Below are 17433 nucleotides of genomic sequence, written 5' to 3' on the forward strand. Positions count from 1 at the left end.
CGGGGTAAGGCACCCGCGCGTCAGTACGCGGCGGGGTTGCTGCTGAAGATCACCGGGACGTTGATCGTGGCCTGCCCGCCATCGATCAGATCGACACCGACGCTGATGCTGTTGTCGCCCACTGCCCCGCCACTGGCCACGGCGCAGGCGCTGCCCGCACTGGCGCTGCAGGTCCAGGCGGCGCTCAAGGTCGCTCCGTTGGGCAGGGTGTCGTTGACCACCGCAGCGGTCACTGCGTCGGGGCCGCCGTTGGTCACCACAAGGGTGTACGTCGCGGTGCCACCAGGCGTGTACGTGCCACTGCCGTCGGTCTTGGTGATCGATAGATCCGCTCGGCGCGTGCGGTTGACGATGCGGCATACCAGCGCGACGGGCACGGCGCTCACGGCCGGCGCCTGCAGGGTGAAGCTGTTGCCGGTGCCCGAGCTGACGACCGTGCCGTCCTGGTTGGCGCACTGCCACGTGCTGGCATAGCGCTCCAGGGTGGTGCCCGCCGCTGCGGTTTCCGCCATTGCGTAGGTGCCGCCCGGCACGGTCACCACGGCAGCGGTGGCCCCGTTGTTACCGACGTCGTTCGCCGTGCCTACCGTGCCGCCGTTGTAGGTGATGGCCAAGTTGAAGCGGCCGGTGTCACTGGTGGGCTGCAGTTCCTTCACCAGCTGCAGCGTGGCGGCGCAAGCCTGCGTCACCCCTTCCACGGTGAACACGGCCTGGCCGATGCGGATACCGAGCAGGCCCAGCAGGTTGTCGACCAGTCCACCCAGCAGGGTCGTCAACACCGGCGTGACCAGCGTGTTCACCGCCGTGCGGATCGGCTGCAGCAGGGTGCTGACCAGCGTGCTGACCAGGTCGTTGATCGGCAACGGCAACGGCAGCGCACCCAGTAATGTCACCACCGGGGTGCCGCTGGTGACCTGGATGTTGAGCGAGTTGACCAGGGTGGACACCATCGTTGCCGCGCTGACGGTACCGGCGGCGAGCGTGCGCGTCTGTGGGTAGGGGCCGGTGAAACTCGCCGCCTGCAGGCCGGGCGTGGCCGTGGCGAAGCCGCGGATGCTGACGGCCAGCGGCACCGATACGTCGGCGACGGGAATGTTGAGCAGCGTGGTGATGCGCACGGTGACATTGAGTGAGGTAAGCGTCGCTGGCGTCAGCGCGCTTTCGGTCAGCACGGTCGACCGGTTGAAGAACGTGGCATCGCTGATCTGTCCGACGTACAGGTTCACCAGTCCCGGGCGCGCCTGCAGGGTCACCGCATTGGCCACCAGGTTGACCGCTGAGATGCTGCCCTCGGCGCGGGCGATGTCCGCGTATACCTGCAGGTGCAGCACGCTGGCACTGATGTTGGCGTTGGATACTTTGACCAGGCCCAGCACGTTGAGGTTGTTGAGCAGCCCCGTCAGCGCCGCCGTGTTCAGACCCTGCGCCAGGTCGAGGTCCAGCTTCACCCGGATCGCCGCACTGTGGAACGCGCTGCCCAGTGGCCCGCAGGTATAGACCGGGCGCTCCACCACCTGCAGCCACAGGCGCACGTTGGCCAGGCCGGTGAGCCCCAGCGCCGCGGTGTTCACCGTGATCGGCGTCGGCGTGGTCAACACGTTGCGGAAGTTGTACAGCTGCACGCTGCCGGTGAGCAGGTCGAGCACGTTGAGCCTGACCGTGGTCAGCGAACCGGTGGGGAGTGCGATCTCCAGCAGATCCCCCAGCCGGATCGTGCCGGTGGCACCGGCTACGCCGAGTGGCAACGCGTTGAGGATATTGGCGGCCAGCGCCTGATTGTCGGCCTGCAGCACGGCCACCATCGCGGCGCGCAACGTACCGAGGCTGATCGCGGTGTTCAGCACCTGGCTGGGGTCGCTGACGACCACGCCGCCGTTGAGCTGGGTGATCAGCGCATTGAGGTTGATGTTGGCACCGGCCAGGCTGTTCCAGTCGGCGGCAGTCAGGTTGAGGGTGGTGCCCGGCAGCAGCGCGCCGAACAGCAGGTTGAGGATCGGGCTCTGGGTGGAATCCACCGATGCCAACCGCGGGCCGGCGCTGACGCAGGCACCGGCGGTACAGGCCGTGGTCGCTTGGGCATGGGCGCGGCCCAGGCAACCCAGCACCATCAACACCGTCAGCAACACCAGCGCGGGCAAGCGTAATGACGGTAGTTTCACGGCCTTCACATTAACCATTCCCTTGCCCCCCACATTGCTTCAGGCAGTACCTGATCGCGGCGGCGGAATTACTCCGTCACCTGAACTGATGCACTGCTGTCCGGTTTTTCCCCGGGATTACGTTTAGGCCCGGTTCGGAGTGATTAATGCGGGACGCGGCGAAACCGTCAAATGGGAGGATGTGAAAGTAGAGGGCAGTAACGCTGACCTGCAGTCCAAGGGAAGGTCGGCACGGTTGCTACATAAGCGCCCGACAGCGTTTCTGTACCGCCGAAAAAAGAATCACTTCCCGGTAAGCTGTGCTTACCACGACATGGAGAGGTGGGAATGAAGGAGATGTGCGACAGGATCCGGCGCTCACGACTTACTGCCGGCTTATCCCAATCACAGCTGGCGCAGGAAACCGGCGTCCGCCGGAGCGCCGTTGCGCAGTGGGAACGTGAGGGCGGAACGTGCCCAAGTGTGACCCATTTGGCACAAATTGCAATTGTGACGCAGGTCCATTTTGAGTGGTTGGCAACGGGGCGAGGACCGGGTAGACCACAGGATGGAAACGATCTGCCGATACCGGAGATAACACCCGCCGAGCGCGTTCCTCACGAGGCCGAGATTCTCTGCCTGTTGCGGAAAATGACGCCGCGAAAACGTAAAGTGGCGCGCGCGATAATCGAAATGCTGGAGGACTGATCGACCGCGTGACGACTCACGGTCATCACTCACCTTCATCCGCCAACGGCTGCACTCATCGCGCTGGCCGGTGGCAGCGACCAGTCGATCGGCGCCTGCCCCCGGCGCTGCAGATAGTCGTTGGCGGCGGAAAAATGCCCGCAGCCGATGAAGCCGCGGTGCGCCGACAGCGGCGAGGGATGCGGGGCTTTCAGGACGCGGTGACGGGCGGTGTCGATGACCTTGCCTTTCTGCTGCGCATAGGCGCCCCAGAGCATGAACACCAGACCGTCGCGCTCCCGGTTCAAGGTCTCCACCACATGGTCGGTAAAACCTTCCCAGCCGCGCTTCTGATGCGCACCGGCACTGCCCTCTTCCACCGTCAACACCGCATTGAGCAGCAGCACGCCCTGACGGGCCCACGGCAGCAGGCAGCCATGGTCCGGCCGCGGCAGTTCCAGGTCGCGCTCGATCTCTTTGTAGATGTTGAGCAGCGAGGGCGGCACCGGCACGCCGGGCTGCACCGAGAAGCTCAGGCCATGCGCCTGGCCACGGCCGTGGTACGGGTCCTGGCCGAGGATCACCACCTTGGTCGCATCGAATGGCGTGGCGTCGAAGGCGGCAAAGATCTGCGGGCCCGGCGGAAAGACTGCGGCGCCTGCCGCCTTGCGCTGGCGCAGGAAGGCGGACAGTTCGCGCATCTGCGGCTGCAGCAACCAATCGCCCACGTGCGCTTTCCAGCTCGCTTCCAGCTGGATGGAGGGGAGTACGACGTCGTTCATTACATTACCGATCGGGGGTTCAGTCGGGACAGCCGCAACTGGAACAATACCTTCGTCACCAGCAGGCGTTCTTCGATGGGCTTAAGCACCAGGTCGTTCGCACCAGCCTGCAACAGCACGCTCTGGTTGAGTGGATTGCCATCCCCGGTCATCACCAGCACCGGCAGCCGGCGCTTGCTGTAACCGAAATCCACGCGCACGCGCTCCACCAGGTCGCGGCCACTGAGCTCGCCCTTCAAGGTGACATCGGTCAGCACCAGATCGATCCGGTGCTGGTTGCGGCCGAGGGATTCGGCGGTCAGCAGGGTGACCGCTTCTTCGGCGGTCATCACGTGCAGCACGTTGAGCTGCTGCCTTTCCAGCATGCGCTTGGTGGCCTCGGCCACGACCCGGCTGTCTTCCACGTACAACAGCGTGGCGCCGGGAATGATCGCCGGTTGCACATAGCCGCGGATGAAGGCGGCCAGCGCCTCGTGGCCCAGCGACTTGTCGAAATAATCGGTGATGTAGTCGGTGAAACGGCGCTGCTCCAGGTGTACCTGTGCTTCGCCGGAGACCACGATCACCGGCACGTACGCCTGGCCGGCGGATTCGCGCACCATCTTCGCCAGCGCCAGGCCATCGCCATCGGGCAGCGACAAGGACGTGGTGACCAGGTTGACCGGTCCCTCCAGCAGGGCCCGGCGGGCGTCTTCGATGCCGGCACAGCCCACCACCTGCACGCCGGGCAGGTCGCGCTGCAGCACGTCACCGATCAGCTTGCGGACCAGCCGCGATCCGTCGACCACCATGACCCGGGTGGCATCGTCGTGCAGGTGTTTGAGGGCGTGCTTGAGCATGCCGGTCTCAGGTTTCAGTGGGGCGCGTCTGGCGCAGGAAATGTCCGGTGACCAGCCATGCCCCCAGCCAGCCGACCAGCACGATGGCCAGCAGCACCACCGAGGAATGCAGCAGGTCCAGCCCCTTCAGCGCGAACGGACTGGCATAACTCTGCGACAGCTGGGACAGCGGGCCGGACAGTGCCGCGCCGGCACCGGCGATCAGGCCCAGCGCGACCAGACCCGCCCCCAACCCGTACCAGGCCCCCAGATACAGGAAGGGGCGGCGGATGAAGCCATCGCTGGCGCCGAGCAGCTGCAGCACGCCGATCTCCTCGCGCCGCGCCTGGATATCCAACCGCACCGTGTTGCCGACCACCAGCACCGCACCAAGTCCGAGCACCAGGGACAACACCTGCACCAGCCGCGCGCCGAAGGCCAGCCAGGCATCCAGGCGCGTGCGCCAGAGCGCGTCATGCTGCACCAGGTCGGCCTGCGGCAGCGTGCCCAACGCACGCGCCAGGCGGGCATCGTCCGTCGCCGCTGCCGGCGTCACCACCAGCAGGCTGGGCAAGGGATTGGACTGCAGCGCATCGATCGCTTCGCCGAGCCCGGCGTTCTCGCGCAGTTCTTCCAGCCCCTCGTCAGGGGTACGCAACTGCACCGCCTGCACGTCATCGCGGGCACGCAGTTCCGTGGCCAGCGCCTCGGCCGTCGCACCGTCCAGCTCGGCTTTCAGGAACAGATTGATGTCGCGCGATTGCTGCACGCTGCCGGTGAAGTGCTTGAGGTTGTCCAGGGCGATGGACAGGCCGAGCGGCAGGGCCAGCGCCAGCGCCATCACCATTACGGTGAGCAGCGTCGACCACGGCTTGCGGAAGGCGCGGCCCAGGCTGAAGACGATGCTGTGCATGTGGTGCTGCCACCAGATGCCGACGCGCGAGGGAGCGGCCGCCGGCGCATTGGCCTTGCGCTCGGTCGAGGGGGATGTATCGGTGCTCATTCGGCCAGGTCCTGCGGCGAGATGTCGTCGACCAGCCTGCCGTGGTCCAGGATCAGCACACGCTTGCGCATACGCCGCAGCAGGGCCAGGTCATGGCTGACCACCAGCACACTGGTGCCCCGCGAGGGCAGCTCGGCGAACAGCGCCATGATCTCTGCCGCCAGCGTCGGGTCCAGGTTGCCGGTGGGCTCGTCGGCCACCAACAGGCGCGGCTCACCGACGATGGCACGGGCGATGCCCACGCGCTGCTGTTCGCCTGCCGACAGCTGCGACGGCAGGGCTTTTTCACGATGGCCCAGGCCCATCCGCTCCAGCACCGAGCGCACGCGCTTGCCGATGTCGGCACGGCGCGTACCGCGCAGGATCAGCGGCAGGGCGACATTCTCGGAAATGCTGCGGTCCATCAGCAGCCGGTGGTCCTGGTAGACCGCGCCGACCTCACGACGGTGCCGGGGCACGTCGCCACCGCGCACCTTCAGCAGGTTGCGCTCGTTGAACACCACCGCGCCACGGCTGGGCCGTTCGTCCAGGTGGATCAACTTCAACAGGGTGCTCTTGCCGGCACCGGAATGGCCGGTGACGAACACCATCTCGCCCGGCGCCACGTCGAAGCTGACATCCGTCAGCGCCTCGTGCCCACCGGCGTACTGTTTGCTTACATTGTCAAAACGCAGGACGCTCATCCCCTGATTATGCAGGACAGGCGCCACGGCGTGGAGACATCGCGTCAGGGCCTGTGCCCGCGGCGGGGCAGACCGGAGAGACCGCTGCCCCCTGAGCCTGGGGCAGCGCCGCAGGCCCGGGGGTGTAGGTGCTGTTGAAACACGGCCCGCGATTCGCCCAGCGGACCGCGAGCGCGACAGCGCGAACGCGATGCCGCTTAGGTGCCCGCCAGCATGCGGCGGATCTTGCGGCCGATGCGGGTAAGGAACGAGTCGCTGGGATCGACGCCACGGACCGGCTTGGCCATCACCTGCACCGGCGATACCGGCGTGGTCGACGTACTGCTCTCGGTGCCGGCCTCGGCGCCTTCGACCGGACGGCCGTTGCGACGACGACGACGCTTGCGCGGCTTGCGCTCGCCATCGGCCAGGGCGGGATCCTGCGCGGCATCTTCGGCCTGCGGCGGGCGCGGGGCCTGCACGCTGTCCAGCGCAGCCGGCGCAACGGCGCCTTCCACAGCACTGGCGGCGACGGCGGTTTCTGCACCGGCCACGACCTCACCTTCCACCCGCGGCTTGCGCGGCGGACGCGGACGGCGCTCACCGCTGCGTTCGCCAGTGCGTTCGCCACGACCCGCCGACGGCTTGCCGCCACGGCCGCCACCACGACGCTCCTCTTCGGCAGCACGTGCTTCGCGTGCTTCACGGAAGATCTGGCTGACGCTCTCGTTCTCGTCGCCTTCTTCGCCCGGCGCAGCCGGTGCGCGTTCCGGACGCGGCAACGAGGTCAGCAGCTCGGCGGTCACTGCTTCAACCGGGATCTTCTGATCAATGTAGGCCTCGATATCCGGAAGGCCCATCGCATAGCGTTCGCAGGCGAAGCTGATCGCATCGCCTTCCTCGCCCAGGCGGGCGGTGCGGCCGATACGATGCACGTAATCTTCGGCGTCGAACGGCAGGTCGTAGTTGTAGACGTACTTGATGCCGTCGATGTGCAGGCCACGGGCAGCCACGTCGGTGACCACCAGGATCTCCAGCTGGCCCTTCTGGAAGCGGTTGAGCAGGCTCTCGCGCTTCTTCTGCGGCACGTCGCCGGACAGCACGCCGACACGGTAGCCGGCACGTTCCAGCGAACGCGCCACGCGCTCGACGAACACCTTGGTGTTGACGAACACCATCGTGCGCGCGCCTTCGCTGCGTGACAGCAGGCCCAGCAGCAGCGGGATCTTCTCTTCGTCGGCCGGGAAGTACATGCGCTGGCGCACGCGTGCGGCGGTGATGGATTCGCTCTCCACCACCATCTTCTGCGGCTCGTTCATGTGGTCATACGCCAGCTCCAGCACGCGATGGCTGAGCGTGGCGCTGAACAGCAGGGTCTGCCGCGTGGTGCGCTCGGGCATGCGGCGCAGCAGGAAGCGGATGTCCTTGATGAAGCCGAGATCGAACATGCGATCGGCTTCGTCCAGCACGCAGATCTCGCAGGCATGCAGCGACACCACTTTGTGCTGCTTGACGTAGTCGATCAGGCGGCCCGGGGTGGCGATGATCACGTCCACGCCCTGCTGCAGCAGTTCACGCTGCTTGTCGTAGTCCACCCCGCCATAGACCAGCGCGAAGCGCAGGCCCAGGTCCGAACCCAGCTTCACCGCGTCCTTGTGGATCTGGATGGCAAGCTCGCGGGTCGGTGCGAGGATCAGCGCGCGCGGGTCTTCCGGCTTGCGGTCAGCCAACGCCGGGCGGGTAAGCAGGCGATTCACCACGGCCACCAGGAAGGCCAGCGTCTTGCCGGTGCCGGTCTGTGCCTGGCCTGCGACATCGCCACCGGCGAGTGCGACTGGCAGCGTCAGCGCCTGGATCGGGGTGCAGCGGGTGAATCCGGCTCCTTCAAGACCGGCGTGCAACGCCGGATGCAGATCGAAGGAGGAAAAGGTCAAATCGGTCAGCGGTTTGTCGCTCATGTGTCCGTCTTGGTCTGGCCGCCACCTGCAATCGGGCGGCTCGGCATCATCTGGGGGCTCCGTCGCAAACTGCGGCCCCTGCGGCGGGTCGGCGGGCGCTGGACCTGTCGGGTCCCTTGCCGCTCAACGGTGAAGTTTAGCGTACTCGAGGCGCCAAACCGGGCCCAAGCGTCTCATAGCTATTAGAGACGACTCGTTTCGCCGTCTTCATCTGCCGCTCCACGGCCTGAATCCAGCCCCTTCTGCCTCTTGTGGCACTTGGCTCGCGCCCCTAGGTGATAGGTAGTGACAGTGGAATCCGGCACATTTCCCGGATGCCTTCGATCACGATACGCTGGGTTCCAGCCGGCCTCTGTCCCCTCGCGCGGATAGGCGTAAACTGCCGGCCGTGAGCGTCCAGGCATCCGCCCAACGCACCGTGGGCACGCTCCACGAGGCAACGACACGGTTCGCGCCACACTGGCGTGGCCCAGTTCACCCACCTCCGGCCACCGCCGGGTGCATCACCAGACGAGAGACCAAGATGAGCGACAAGGTTGTACACGTCAGCACCGCTGACTTCGAAAGCACTGTGTTGGGTTCCAAGGAACCGGTGCTGGTCGATTTCTGGGCCGAATGGTGTGGCCCGTGCAAGATGATCGCCCCCGCCCTCGATGAGCTGGCCGATGCCTTCCAGGGACGCGCGAAGATCGTCAAGGTCAATGTCGACCAGGAACGCGATCTGGCCGTGAAGTATCACGTGCGCTCGATTCCGTACCTGGTCGTCTTCAAGGATGGCGAAAAGGTAGCGGAGCAGATCGGTGCGGTGGGCAAGGCCCAGCTGGCCGGCCTGCTGGACAAGGCCCTCGCCTGACCCTGCAGGTACTGGCAGCCGGTGATCCCGGCTGCCGCAGGGCCTGCTCTGCATGAACGTCTGCCACAAGCGGCCCTTGCAAGCCGCTGCACGCCGGTGATAGTGTCGGCACATCCGGCCCGCGTTCGCGTGCCGCACCCTCTGGACGCAGTTCACTCCAGACCCCTTTCCCTTCGTTCGCCGCCCCAGCCGGGCGCTCGCACCTTCAAGCGAGGAATAACGCTCTTGTCCGATACCACTTCCGAAACCGGCAGCGCTGATGCGCCCGCCGAAAAGCGTGTGCGCAAGCCCCGCGTCAGCAAGGCCGTTGCACCGTCCGGTGCCGAGACCAGCGCACCGGCGGCCCATCAGCCGGCGTTGCCGTTGACGCAAGCACCGCAACCGTCGTCGGCACCCGCCGCGGCTACGCCTCCCTCTTCTCCTGCAGCGCCGAGCGCGCCGGCTTCCGAATCGTCCGCTTCCAGCGGCGGTGACGGTGGCGAAGGCCGCGAATCCGGCCAGCCGCGCCAGCAGAACAACGCCGGTGGCCAGAACCAGGGCCCTTACCAGGGCAACAATGCGCAGGGCAACGCGCAGGGCAACCAGCAGGGCCAGGGCAACCGCCGCGATCGCTTCCGCAATCGCCGTGACCGTCCTGCCCGTGGTGGCCGCGACGATGGCCTGCCGCAGGACAACAACGAACAGCAGCAGCCGTTCGTGCGTACCCAGCAGCCCAACGTGCCGGAGGGTTTCCCGGTCTATTCGCTGAGCGATCTCAAGCGCATGCCGGCGCAGAAGCTGCTGGAAATCGCCGAGCAGCTGCAGATTTCCGAAGGCGTGGCCCGTGCCCGCAAGCAGGACGTGATCTTCGCCCTGCTGAAGGTGCTGACCCGCCATGGCGACGGCGTTGCAGCCGACGGCGTGCTGGAAATCCTGCCGGACGGCTTCGGCTTCCTGCGCGCTGCAGAAGCCAGCTACCTGGCCGGTCCGGACGATACGTACATCTCGCCCAGCCAGATCCGCCGCTTCAACCTGCGCACCGGCGACCACCTGTCTGGTCGCATCCGCTTCCCGAAGGATGGCGAGCGCTACTTCGCGCTGTCCATCGTGGACACCATCAACGGTGAGCCGCTGGAAGCGTCCAAGAACAAGGTGCTGTTCGAGAACCTGACCGCCCTGTTCCCGCGCAAGCGCTTCACCCTGGAACGCGGCAACGGCTCGTCCGAAGACATCACCGGCCGCATCCTCGATCTGATGGCACCGCAGGGCAAGGGTCAGCGTTCGCTGATCGTGTCCCAGCCCAAGGCCGGCAAGACGATGATGATGCAGCAGGTGGCCACGGCCATCACCACCAATCATCCTGACGTGCACCTGATCGTGCTGCTGATCGATGAGCGTCCGGAAGAAGTGACCGAAATGCAGCGCACTGTGCGCGGCGAGGTCATCAGCTCGACGTTCGATGAGCCGGCCGCGCGCCACGTGCAGGTCGCGGAAATGGTGATCGAGCGGGCCAAGCGCCTGGTCGAGCACAAGAAGGACGTGGTGATCCTGCTCGACTCGATCACCCGCCTGGCCCGTGCCTACAACAACGTGGTGCCGAGCTCGGGCAAGGTGCTGACCGGTGGTGTGGATGCCAACGCGCTGCACCGTCCGAAGCGCTTCTTCGGTGCGGCCCGCAACGTGGAAGAAGGCGGCAGCCTGACCATCATCGCCACCGCGCTGGTCGACACCGGCAGCAAGATGGACGAGGTGATCTACGAAGAGTTCAAGGGCACCGGCAACAGCGAAGTGCACCTGAGCCGCCGTATCTCCGAAAAGCGTGTGTTCCCGGCGATCGACATCAACCGCTCGGGCACCCGTCGCGAAGACCTGTTGATCGAGCCGGAACTGCTGCAGAAGATCTGGATCCTGCGCAAGCTGCTGCATCCGATGGATGAAATGGCCGCGATGGAGTTCCTGCTCGACAAGATGAAGAACACCAAGTCCAACGACGAGTTCTTCGGTTCCATGAAGCGCTGATTTTCCGGCGCTGATGGAAGTACGACGAGGCCCCGCACTGCGGGGCCTTTGTCGTTTACGGGGTGCGAACATCCGCCAGGGGCTCCCTCCACCAGACGGGCCACTGTCATCGGTAGCGCCGACCCATGGTCGGCGAGCCCAGCGGCGCCGGGATCCGCAGGCACCGGCAACAGGCATCCACCGGCCGTCCGTGCTGCGCCGCACCGTGGCAATATCAGGCCGACGTAGCACCATCGCCGGGCGCGCCTCGCGCGCCGCTGCCCCACGGAGGAAGGTCTGCACCATGGCTGGACGAATCGAGGATGTCGCTGCGGCGGCCGGGGTGTCGATCAAGACCGTGTCGCGGGTGCTCAACAACGAGCCCAATGTGCGCCAGCAAACCCAGCAGCGCGTGCGCGATGCCGTGGCGAAGCTCGGTTACAAGCCCAACCCGTCGGCACGCAGCCTGGCCGGCCAGCGTTCGTATGCGCTGGCACTGGCCTACAACAATCCATCACGCAACTACCTGATGGAAATACAGAGCGGCATGCTCGATGCGTGCCACGGCAACCACTACAACCTGCTTCTGGGTCCGGTGGGCATCGGGCAGCACGCGCTGCCTGACCTGCGTGCCCTGTTTGAGAACTCACGGCCGGATGGCGTGGTGCTGATCCCGCCCCTCACCGATGATCCGGTGGTGCTGTCTTACCTCCACACGCACGGCATTCCGTTTGCCAGCATTGCCCCGCGCGACCCGTCGACGGGTATCGGCGTGCGCATGGATGAAACCACGGCGGTGGTCGAGCTGATGCGGCACCTCCTTGCGCTTGGCCATCGGCGCATCGGGCATATCAAGGGACCTCGCACCCACGGTGCCTGCCAGTGGCGCCATGCCGGCTACCGCGCGGCCTTGCGCGAGGCGGGGATCGCCTACGACCCGTCGCTGGTGGTGAGCGGGCAGTTTTCTTTCGAGTCCGGCCTCCCCGCCGCGCATCGGCTGCTGGACCTCGCCGACCCGCCCACGGCCATCTTCGCAGCCAACGACGACATGGCGGCCGCGGTGTACCGCGTCGCCGGCGGCCGCGGCCTGCGCATACCGCACGACCTGTCCGTCTGCGGCTTTGATGACACCCCGCTCGCCAGCCACATCTTCCCGGCGCTGACTACCGTGCGGCAGCCGACCGCTGACATGGGCCGGCTGGCCAGCCAACAGTTGATCGACCGCATCCGCGCCCCTGCCGCCGGCGCCATGATCACCCTGGAGCACACCGTGCTGGTGCGCGAGTCGACCGCCGCACCGGGGCGGCGCGCCGGCGCGTAGCGCAGAGCCACGCTCGGCGGGATCCTCCCGCCCACGGCCCGCTGCGCTCGCCGACCATGGGTCGGCGCTACCTATCTCGGACGGAATCATCCCGCGGCCCGTTGCACATGCTCTGGTAGCGCCGAGCCACGCTCGGCGGAATCCTGCCGCCTACGGCCCGCTGCGCTCGCCGACCATGGGTCGGCGCTACCTATCTCGGACGGAATCATCCGCGGCCCGTTGCACATGCTCTGGTAACGCCGAGCCACGCTCGGCGGAATCCTGCCGCTCACGGCCCGCTGCGCTCGCCGACCATGGGTCGGCGCTACCTATCTCGGACGGAATCATCCGCGGCCCGTTGCACATGCTCTGGTAGCGCCGAGCCACGCTCGGCGGAATCCTGCCGCTCACGGCCCGCTGCGCTCGCCGACCATGGGTCGGCGCTACCTATCTCGGACGCTCGGCGGAATCCTGCCGCCTACGGACCGCTGCGCTCGCCGACCATGGGTCAGCGCTACCGACGGCGCGCCAGGCTTGCTTGGCCGGGAGGTGAAGCGCTTGCGGGCGAATTGTCGAGCGCTGTCAGTCGGCGGTGATTTATCTGCGCAGAACTGTTGCGCAACGCAGCACGCCGCTGAGCAGGGCACGTGCGCTTCCACCGATGCGTCCTGCGCGCGTGGACACAGGCAGGACAACACTTTGCCGTATGTGGCCTCCCATCGTCATGCCATTCAGCTGGCAGCAGGCCGCGCTGCCTGCGGGGGCGGTCCATGTCAGTTTGTTGACAACGCTGTCAACGCAACCCCAAATCGCTCCCGTCAAGCAGTTGCCGCGTTTCAGCCGAACTTAAACCCGCTGTTTCCGCACTCCCTGGGGAGGGATCGCAATGAGGATGTACAAGGCCGTACCCCGCAAGACGATGCTCGCTTCCGCCCTGATGCTTGCCGTGGCTGCGCCCGGCTGGGCACAGGCACCCGTTGATCGCCCGTCCGCTACTACGCCGTCGCCGGATGTGGATCCTTCCACGTTGGACACCGTGCAGGTCACCGGTATCCGCGGCAGTCTGACATCGTCGATGAACCTCAAACGCGACAGTCAGGGCGTGGTGGATGGCATCGTCGCCGAGGACATCGGCAAGTTCCCCGATACCAACCTCGCCGAGTCACTGCAGCGCATCAGCGGCGTCTCGATCGACCGCACCTCCAGCGGCGAAGGCTCCAAGGTCACCGTGCGCGGCATCGGCCCGGACTACAACCTGGTGCTGCTGAACGGCCGTCAGATGCCGGCCTCCAACCTGGGCAACGGCGGCGGTGGACTGTCCGGTTCGCGCTCGTTCGATTTCGCCAACATCGCCTCCGAGTCGATCTCCGCAGTGGAGGTCTACAAGACCACCCGCGCCGACAACCCGACCGGTGGCATCGGTGCGACGATCAACATCAAGACGCTGCGCCCGCTCGAAGCCGCACCGGTGGTCAGCCTGGGCATGAAGGCGGTGCACGACACCTCCAACGACAACGTGCCGCGCACGCTGCAGGGATCCAATGTCACCGGCGAACTGTCCGGCATCTTCAGCCAGGTCTACGCCGATGGACGCTTCGGCGTGGCGCTGAGTGCCAGCCACCAGGAACGTGACTCGGGCTTCAACCAGGCCACCGTGGCGGAAGGCTGGGCAACACTGCGCGGCGACGATACCAGCGACTGGCGCGCACTGCCGCAGCCGGGCACCGGCTATTCGGACCGCATCACCAACCGTCCCGGTGCGGAGGACATCTACGGCCGCCCGCAGAACACCGCGTACAACGTCAACGCCGTGCAGCGCCAGCGCACCAACGGCCAGGCCACGCTGCAGTGGAAGCCGCTGGACAACGTCACCACCACGCTGGACTACACTTATGTCGAGAACAAGGTGCAGCAGCAGCGCAGCGAACTGTCGGTGTGGTTCAACTACGGCCCCGGTGACAGCACCTGGACCGATGGTCCGATCGCCGCACCCATCGTGTACAGCGAGGACGTGGTCAACGGAGACGTGGCCATGGGCGGCATGAAGCTCGCCACGAAAAACAGCATGGAATCGCTGGGGTTCAACGTCGAGTGGGAAGTCAACGACGCGCTCGACATGTCGTTCGATTACCACCGTGCCAGCGCCGAATCGCAGCCGGATGGCCCCTATGGATCGGCCGGCGTGCTCGGCGTGGCGGCCTATGTGCGCGGCACGACCACCGTGGATTACAGCGGCGACCTGCCGATCATCAACATCGCACTGCCGCCGGGCGGCGTGCAGGCCGCCGATGCACTGGTCACCGGTTCGGTGTTCCAGAACAGTTACAACAAATCCGAAGTGGAGCAGTTGCAGGCCAAGGGCGTGTTCCGTTTCGCCGACTACTCGGCGCTCGATTTCGGCGTGGGCCACACCCAGGTGGACAACCGGTCCGCAGCGGCGATCCAGCAACGTGACAGCTGGGGCGGCGTCGGCACGCCGGCCGACTACGATGACAGTATCTGGTACGCCGATGACATGGGCAAATACTTCAAGGCGTTCTCCGGCCATGACGATCCGCGCCTGACGGGTCAGTTCCTAGTGTTCGATTTCGATCGCCTGCGTGACCGTGCGGCGCAGGTGGCCAACGGCGCCGAGCCCGCGTGCCCGACGTGCTATCTCGCCCCGACCGAGTACTCCGAAGACATCCGTACCAGCGAAAAATCCAAGAGCGCCTACCTGCAGTACCGCACCACCTTTGACTGGAACATGCCACTGCACATCGCAGCCGGCGTGCGCTATGAACAGACCGAAGTGGAATCGTTGGCGCTGGTCCGGGTGCCCACCTCGATCAGCTGGAACTCACTCAACGAGTTCAACATCACCTATGCCGACGACGGCGCGTTCATCGGCGGCCAGGGCAAGTACGATTACGTGCTGCCCAACGTCGACCTCAAGCTGGACATCAACGAGTCGCTGGCGCTGCGCGGCAGCTACAGCCGCAGCCTGGGCCGTCCAGGCTGGACGCAGATCGAAAGCGGGCAGCGCCTGGACAACATCGTGCGCACGCAGGGGGGCACCGGTTCGCGCGGCAACCCGGCGCTGGAGCCGCTGCTGTCGGACAACTTCGACCTTTCGCTGGAGTGGTACTACGGCGACGCCAGCTACGCCTCGGTCGGGTTCTTCCGCAAGAACATCAAGAACTTCATCAGCAACACCATCGCCCGCGAAGATGCCGGCAGCCTGCACACGCCGGTCGGCGGGGCGTACTGGAACGAAGCGCTGGCGTCGGGCTGCGTCACCACCGACACGGTGTGCATCCGTAATTACATCTTCACCAACCACGCCGGTGACCCGGGCGTTGTGTCTACCGGCGTCAACTCGGCCGGCCAGCAGACCGGCAGCATCGTCGGCCAGCCGGGTGACCCGATCGCAGGGTTCGACATCACCCTGCCAGCCAACCAGCGTTCGGATCATCTGCAAGGCTGGGAGGTGGCGGTGCAGCACCTGTTCGGCGAGTCCGGCTTCGGCGTGGCGGCGAACTACACCAAGGTGAAATCCGGACTGACGTTCGACAACCTGAGCCTGGGCGATCAGTATCCGATGGTCGGCCTGAGCGATTCGGCCAATGCGGTACTGTTCTATGACAAGCACGCCTGGCAGATCCGCGCGGCCTACAACTGGCGCGACAAGTTCCTCAACGGCATCGGTGGCCAAGGGCCAAACCCGAACTACACCGAAGCGTATGGCCAGCTCGATCTGAACATCAGCTACGCGGTGACCGAGCAGCTGACGCTGAGCGTGGAAGCGATCAACCTGACCGACGAAACGATGCGCACCTACGCCCGCCACAGCAACATGCTGCGCTATGCCACCCAGACCGGCCCTCGCTACATGTTCGGCGTGCGCTACAAGTTCTGAGCGGCGATGAACCTGCCCCCGCCCCGCCCGATCGAAGAAGTCCCGCTCGCGGATCCTGCGGCACTGCCTGCCGCACTACTGAGCTGGACCACACCGAAGGTGGTGCGGGGGCTTGCCGGCGCGTGGCCGCTGGTCCAGGCGGGGCAGCGCTCCGACGCGGCGGCGGCGGACTACCTCAAGCGCTTCGACCACGGTGGCATGCCGGTCACCGCCACCACCGCGGCGCCCAGCGCGAAGGGCCGGGTGTTCTACAACGAAGACCTGAGTGGTTTCAATTTCCGCCGTGAACAGGTGCCGCTGCGCGTGGTGCTGGACACCCTGCTCAAGTACCGCAGCGATCCGGACGCACCGACCATCTATGTGGCATCCACTACGCTGGATACCTACCTGCCCGGACTGCGGGAGGAGAATCCACTGGCGCTGGGACAGGCCGATGCACTGGCCAGCATCTGGATCGGCAACCGCTCGCGGATCGCGGCGCACTACGACGCACCGGACAACCTGGCCTGCGTGGCGGCCGGGCGTCGACGCGTCACGCTGTTCCCACCGGAGCAGGTAGGTAACCTCTACGTGGGTCCGCTCGACTTCACCCCCGCCGGTCAGGCGATCAGCCTGGTCGACTTCGCCGCACCGGACCTGCAGCGTTTTCCGCGATTTGCCGAGGCGATGGCGCATGCGCAGGTGGCTGAGCTGGAGCCTGGCGATGCGGTGTTCATTCCCTCGCTGTGGTGGCACCACATGGAAGGGCTGGCCCCCTTCAATGTGCTGGTGAACTACTGGTGGCGCCCGGTGCCGGCATGGGCCGATTCGCCGATGAACGCCATGATGCTGTCTCTGCTGGCGATACGCGAACTGCCGGCAACCCAGCGCGCAGCGTGGAAGGCGATGTTCGATCACTACGTGTTCGAGGCCGGCGACCACACCGCCGCCCACATCCCGGCACCCGTACGGGGGGTGCTGGGGGCGTTGGATGAAACATCGGCCGCCACCCTGCGCACCACCCTGCGGCAGCGGCTGGACCGCTGACGCGGTGCCCTGTGCGGCGGACCATCGCCGCCCGCAGTGCGCCCACCTGTAGCGCCGAGCCATGCTCGGCGGAGTGTGCCCGGCACCGCCACGCCTGACCTGCGCCGCGCACCCCGCTCGCCGTAGCGCCGAGCCATGCTCGGCGGAATGTGTCCGGCACCGCCACGCCTGACACAGGCCGCGCTGCGCGCTCGCCGAGCATGGCTCGGCGCTACCCCCATCGCCTTGTCGCTTTCGGCGATAATGGCACCGCCATCCCCATCGAACCGTGCGCAGCCTGATGCGTGCGGGCGTTGTCCCTCGCTGTCGCTCAACCCGTTCCCATCGGTTG

General features: G+C 66.2%; 11 protein-coding genes. 5 read left to right on the forward strand and 6 right to left on the reverse strand.

All coding sequences use genetic code 11. From position 1 onward, the window contains the following. Window positions 1-20 precede the first annotated feature (20 nt). The 6 genes from ICJ04_RS16305 to rhlB form a co-directional block, all read right to left on the reverse strand. On the reverse strand, window positions 21-2159 hold the full coding sequence (locus ICJ04_RS16305; protein ID WP_188325216.1) for a DUF11 domain-containing protein: 2139 nt from the start codon (window positions 2157-2159) through the stop codon (window positions 21-23). Window positions 2160-2881: 722 nt separating this feature from the next. Further along, window positions 2882-3607, reverse strand: coding sequence for a uracil-DNA glycosylase (gene ung / locus ICJ04_RS16315; RefSeq protein ID WP_188325218.1), 726 nt, complete (start codon window positions 3605-3607; stop codon window positions 2882-2884). Next, window positions 3607-4446 (reverse strand): response regulator, encoded by an 840-nt coding sequence (locus ICJ04_RS16320; protein WP_188325219.1) that lies wholly within the window; start codon window positions 4444-4446, stop codon window positions 3607-3609. The genes ung and ICJ04_RS16320 overlap by 1 nt, the downstream gene beginning before the upstream one ends. Before the next feature lie 7 nt (window positions 4447-4453). After that, window positions 4454-5428, reverse strand: a complete 975-nt coding sequence (ftsX, locus tag ICJ04_RS16325) for a permease-like cell division protein FtsX (RefSeq protein WP_188325220.1) — start codon at window positions 5426-5428, stop codon at window positions 4454-4456. Beyond that, window positions 5425-6111 (reverse strand): cell division ATP-binding protein FtsE, encoded by a 687-nt coding sequence (ftsE, locus tag ICJ04_RS16330; protein ID WP_188325221.1) that lies wholly within the window; start codon window positions 6109-6111, stop codon window positions 5425-5427. Before ftsE ends, ftsX begins: the two co-directional genes overlap by 4 nt. Window positions 6112-6308: 197 nt before the next feature. Beyond that, window positions 6309-8048 carry an ATP-dependent RNA helicase RhlB gene (rhlB, locus tag ICJ04_RS16335; protein WP_188325222.1) on the reverse strand — a complete coding sequence of 580 codons (1740 nt, stop codon included), beginning with the start codon at window positions 8046-8048 and terminating at the stop codon, window positions 6309-6311. 523 nt (window positions 8049-8571) lie between these two features. Between rhlB and trxA the strand changes: the two genes are divergently transcribed. From trxA to ICJ04_RS16360, 5 genes are all read left to right on the forward strand, one after another. Continuing rightward, on the forward strand, window positions 8572-8901 hold the full coding sequence (gene trxA, locus ICJ04_RS16340) for a thioredoxin (RefSeq protein ID WP_188325223.1): 330 nt from the start codon (window positions 8572-8574) through the stop codon (window positions 8899-8901). 225 nt (window positions 8902-9126) lie between these two features. After that, complete coding sequence (gene rho, locus ICJ04_RS16345) at window positions 9127-10899, forward strand: transcription termination factor Rho (RefSeq protein WP_188325224.1); 1773 nt, start codon at window positions 9127-9129, stop codon at window positions 10897-10899. A gap of 283 nt (window positions 10900-11182) precedes the next feature. Then, window positions 11183-12199, forward strand: coding sequence for a LacI family DNA-binding transcriptional regulator (locus ICJ04_RS16350; RefSeq protein ID WP_188325225.1), 1017 nt, complete (start codon window positions 11183-11185; stop codon window positions 12197-12199). Window positions 12200-13064: 865 nt separating this feature from the next. After that, complete coding sequence (locus ICJ04_RS16355; RefSeq protein WP_188325226.1) at window positions 13065-16076, forward strand: TonB-dependent receptor; 3012 nt, start codon at window positions 13065-13067, stop codon at window positions 16074-16076. A 6-nt stretch (window positions 16077-16082) separates the two neighbouring features. Further along, window positions 16083-17102 (forward strand): cupin-like domain-containing protein, encoded by a 1020-nt coding sequence (locus ICJ04_RS16360; protein ID WP_188325227.1) that lies wholly within the window; start codon window positions 16083-16085, stop codon window positions 17100-17102. Window positions 17103-17433 lie beyond the last annotated feature (331 nt).

Origin of the sequence: Stenotrophomonas sp. 169, from assembly GCF_014621775.1 — a bacterium.
In the GTDB taxonomy this organism is placed as follows: Bacteria; Pseudomonadota; Gammaproteobacteria; order Xanthomonadales; family Xanthomonadaceae; genus Stenotrophomonas.

Excerpts from the sequence above, each read along its gene's own strand:
- ICJ04_RS16355 (WP_188325226.1), top strand. The coding sequence starts at position 13,065 with ATGAGGATGTACAAGGCCGTACCCCGCAAGACGATGCTCGCTTCCGCC.
- ftsE (WP_188325221.1), bottom strand. The coding sequence starts at position 6,111 with ATGAGCGTCCTGCGTTTTGACAATGTAAGCAAACAGTACGCCGGTGGG.
- ftsX (WP_188325220.1), bottom strand. The coding sequence starts at position 5,428 with ATGAGCACCGATACATCCCCCTCGACCGAGCGCAAGGCCAATGCGCCG.
- trxA (WP_188325223.1), top strand. The coding sequence starts at position 8,572 with ATGAGCGACAAGGTTGTACACGTCAGCACCGCTGACTTCGAAAGCACT.
- ICJ04_RS16350 (WP_188325225.1), top strand. The coding sequence starts at position 11,183 with ATGGCTGGACGAATCGAGGATGTCGCTGCGGCGGCCGGGGTGTCGATC.
- ung (WP_188325218.1), bottom strand. The coding sequence starts at position 3,607 with ATGAACGACGTCGTACTCCCCTCCATCCAGCTGGAAGCGAGCTGGAAA.
- ICJ04_RS16320 (WP_188325219.1), bottom strand. The coding sequence starts at position 4,446 with ATGCTCAAGCACGCCCTCAAACACCTGCACGACGATGCCACCCGGGTC.
- rhlB (WP_188325222.1), bottom strand. The coding sequence starts at position 8,048 with ATGAGCGACAAACCGCTGACCGATTTGACCTTTTCCTCCTTCGATCTG.
- ICJ04_RS16360 (WP_188325227.1), top strand. The coding sequence starts at position 16,083 with ATGAACCTGCCCCCGCCCCGCCCGATCGAAGAAGTCCCGCTCGCGGAT.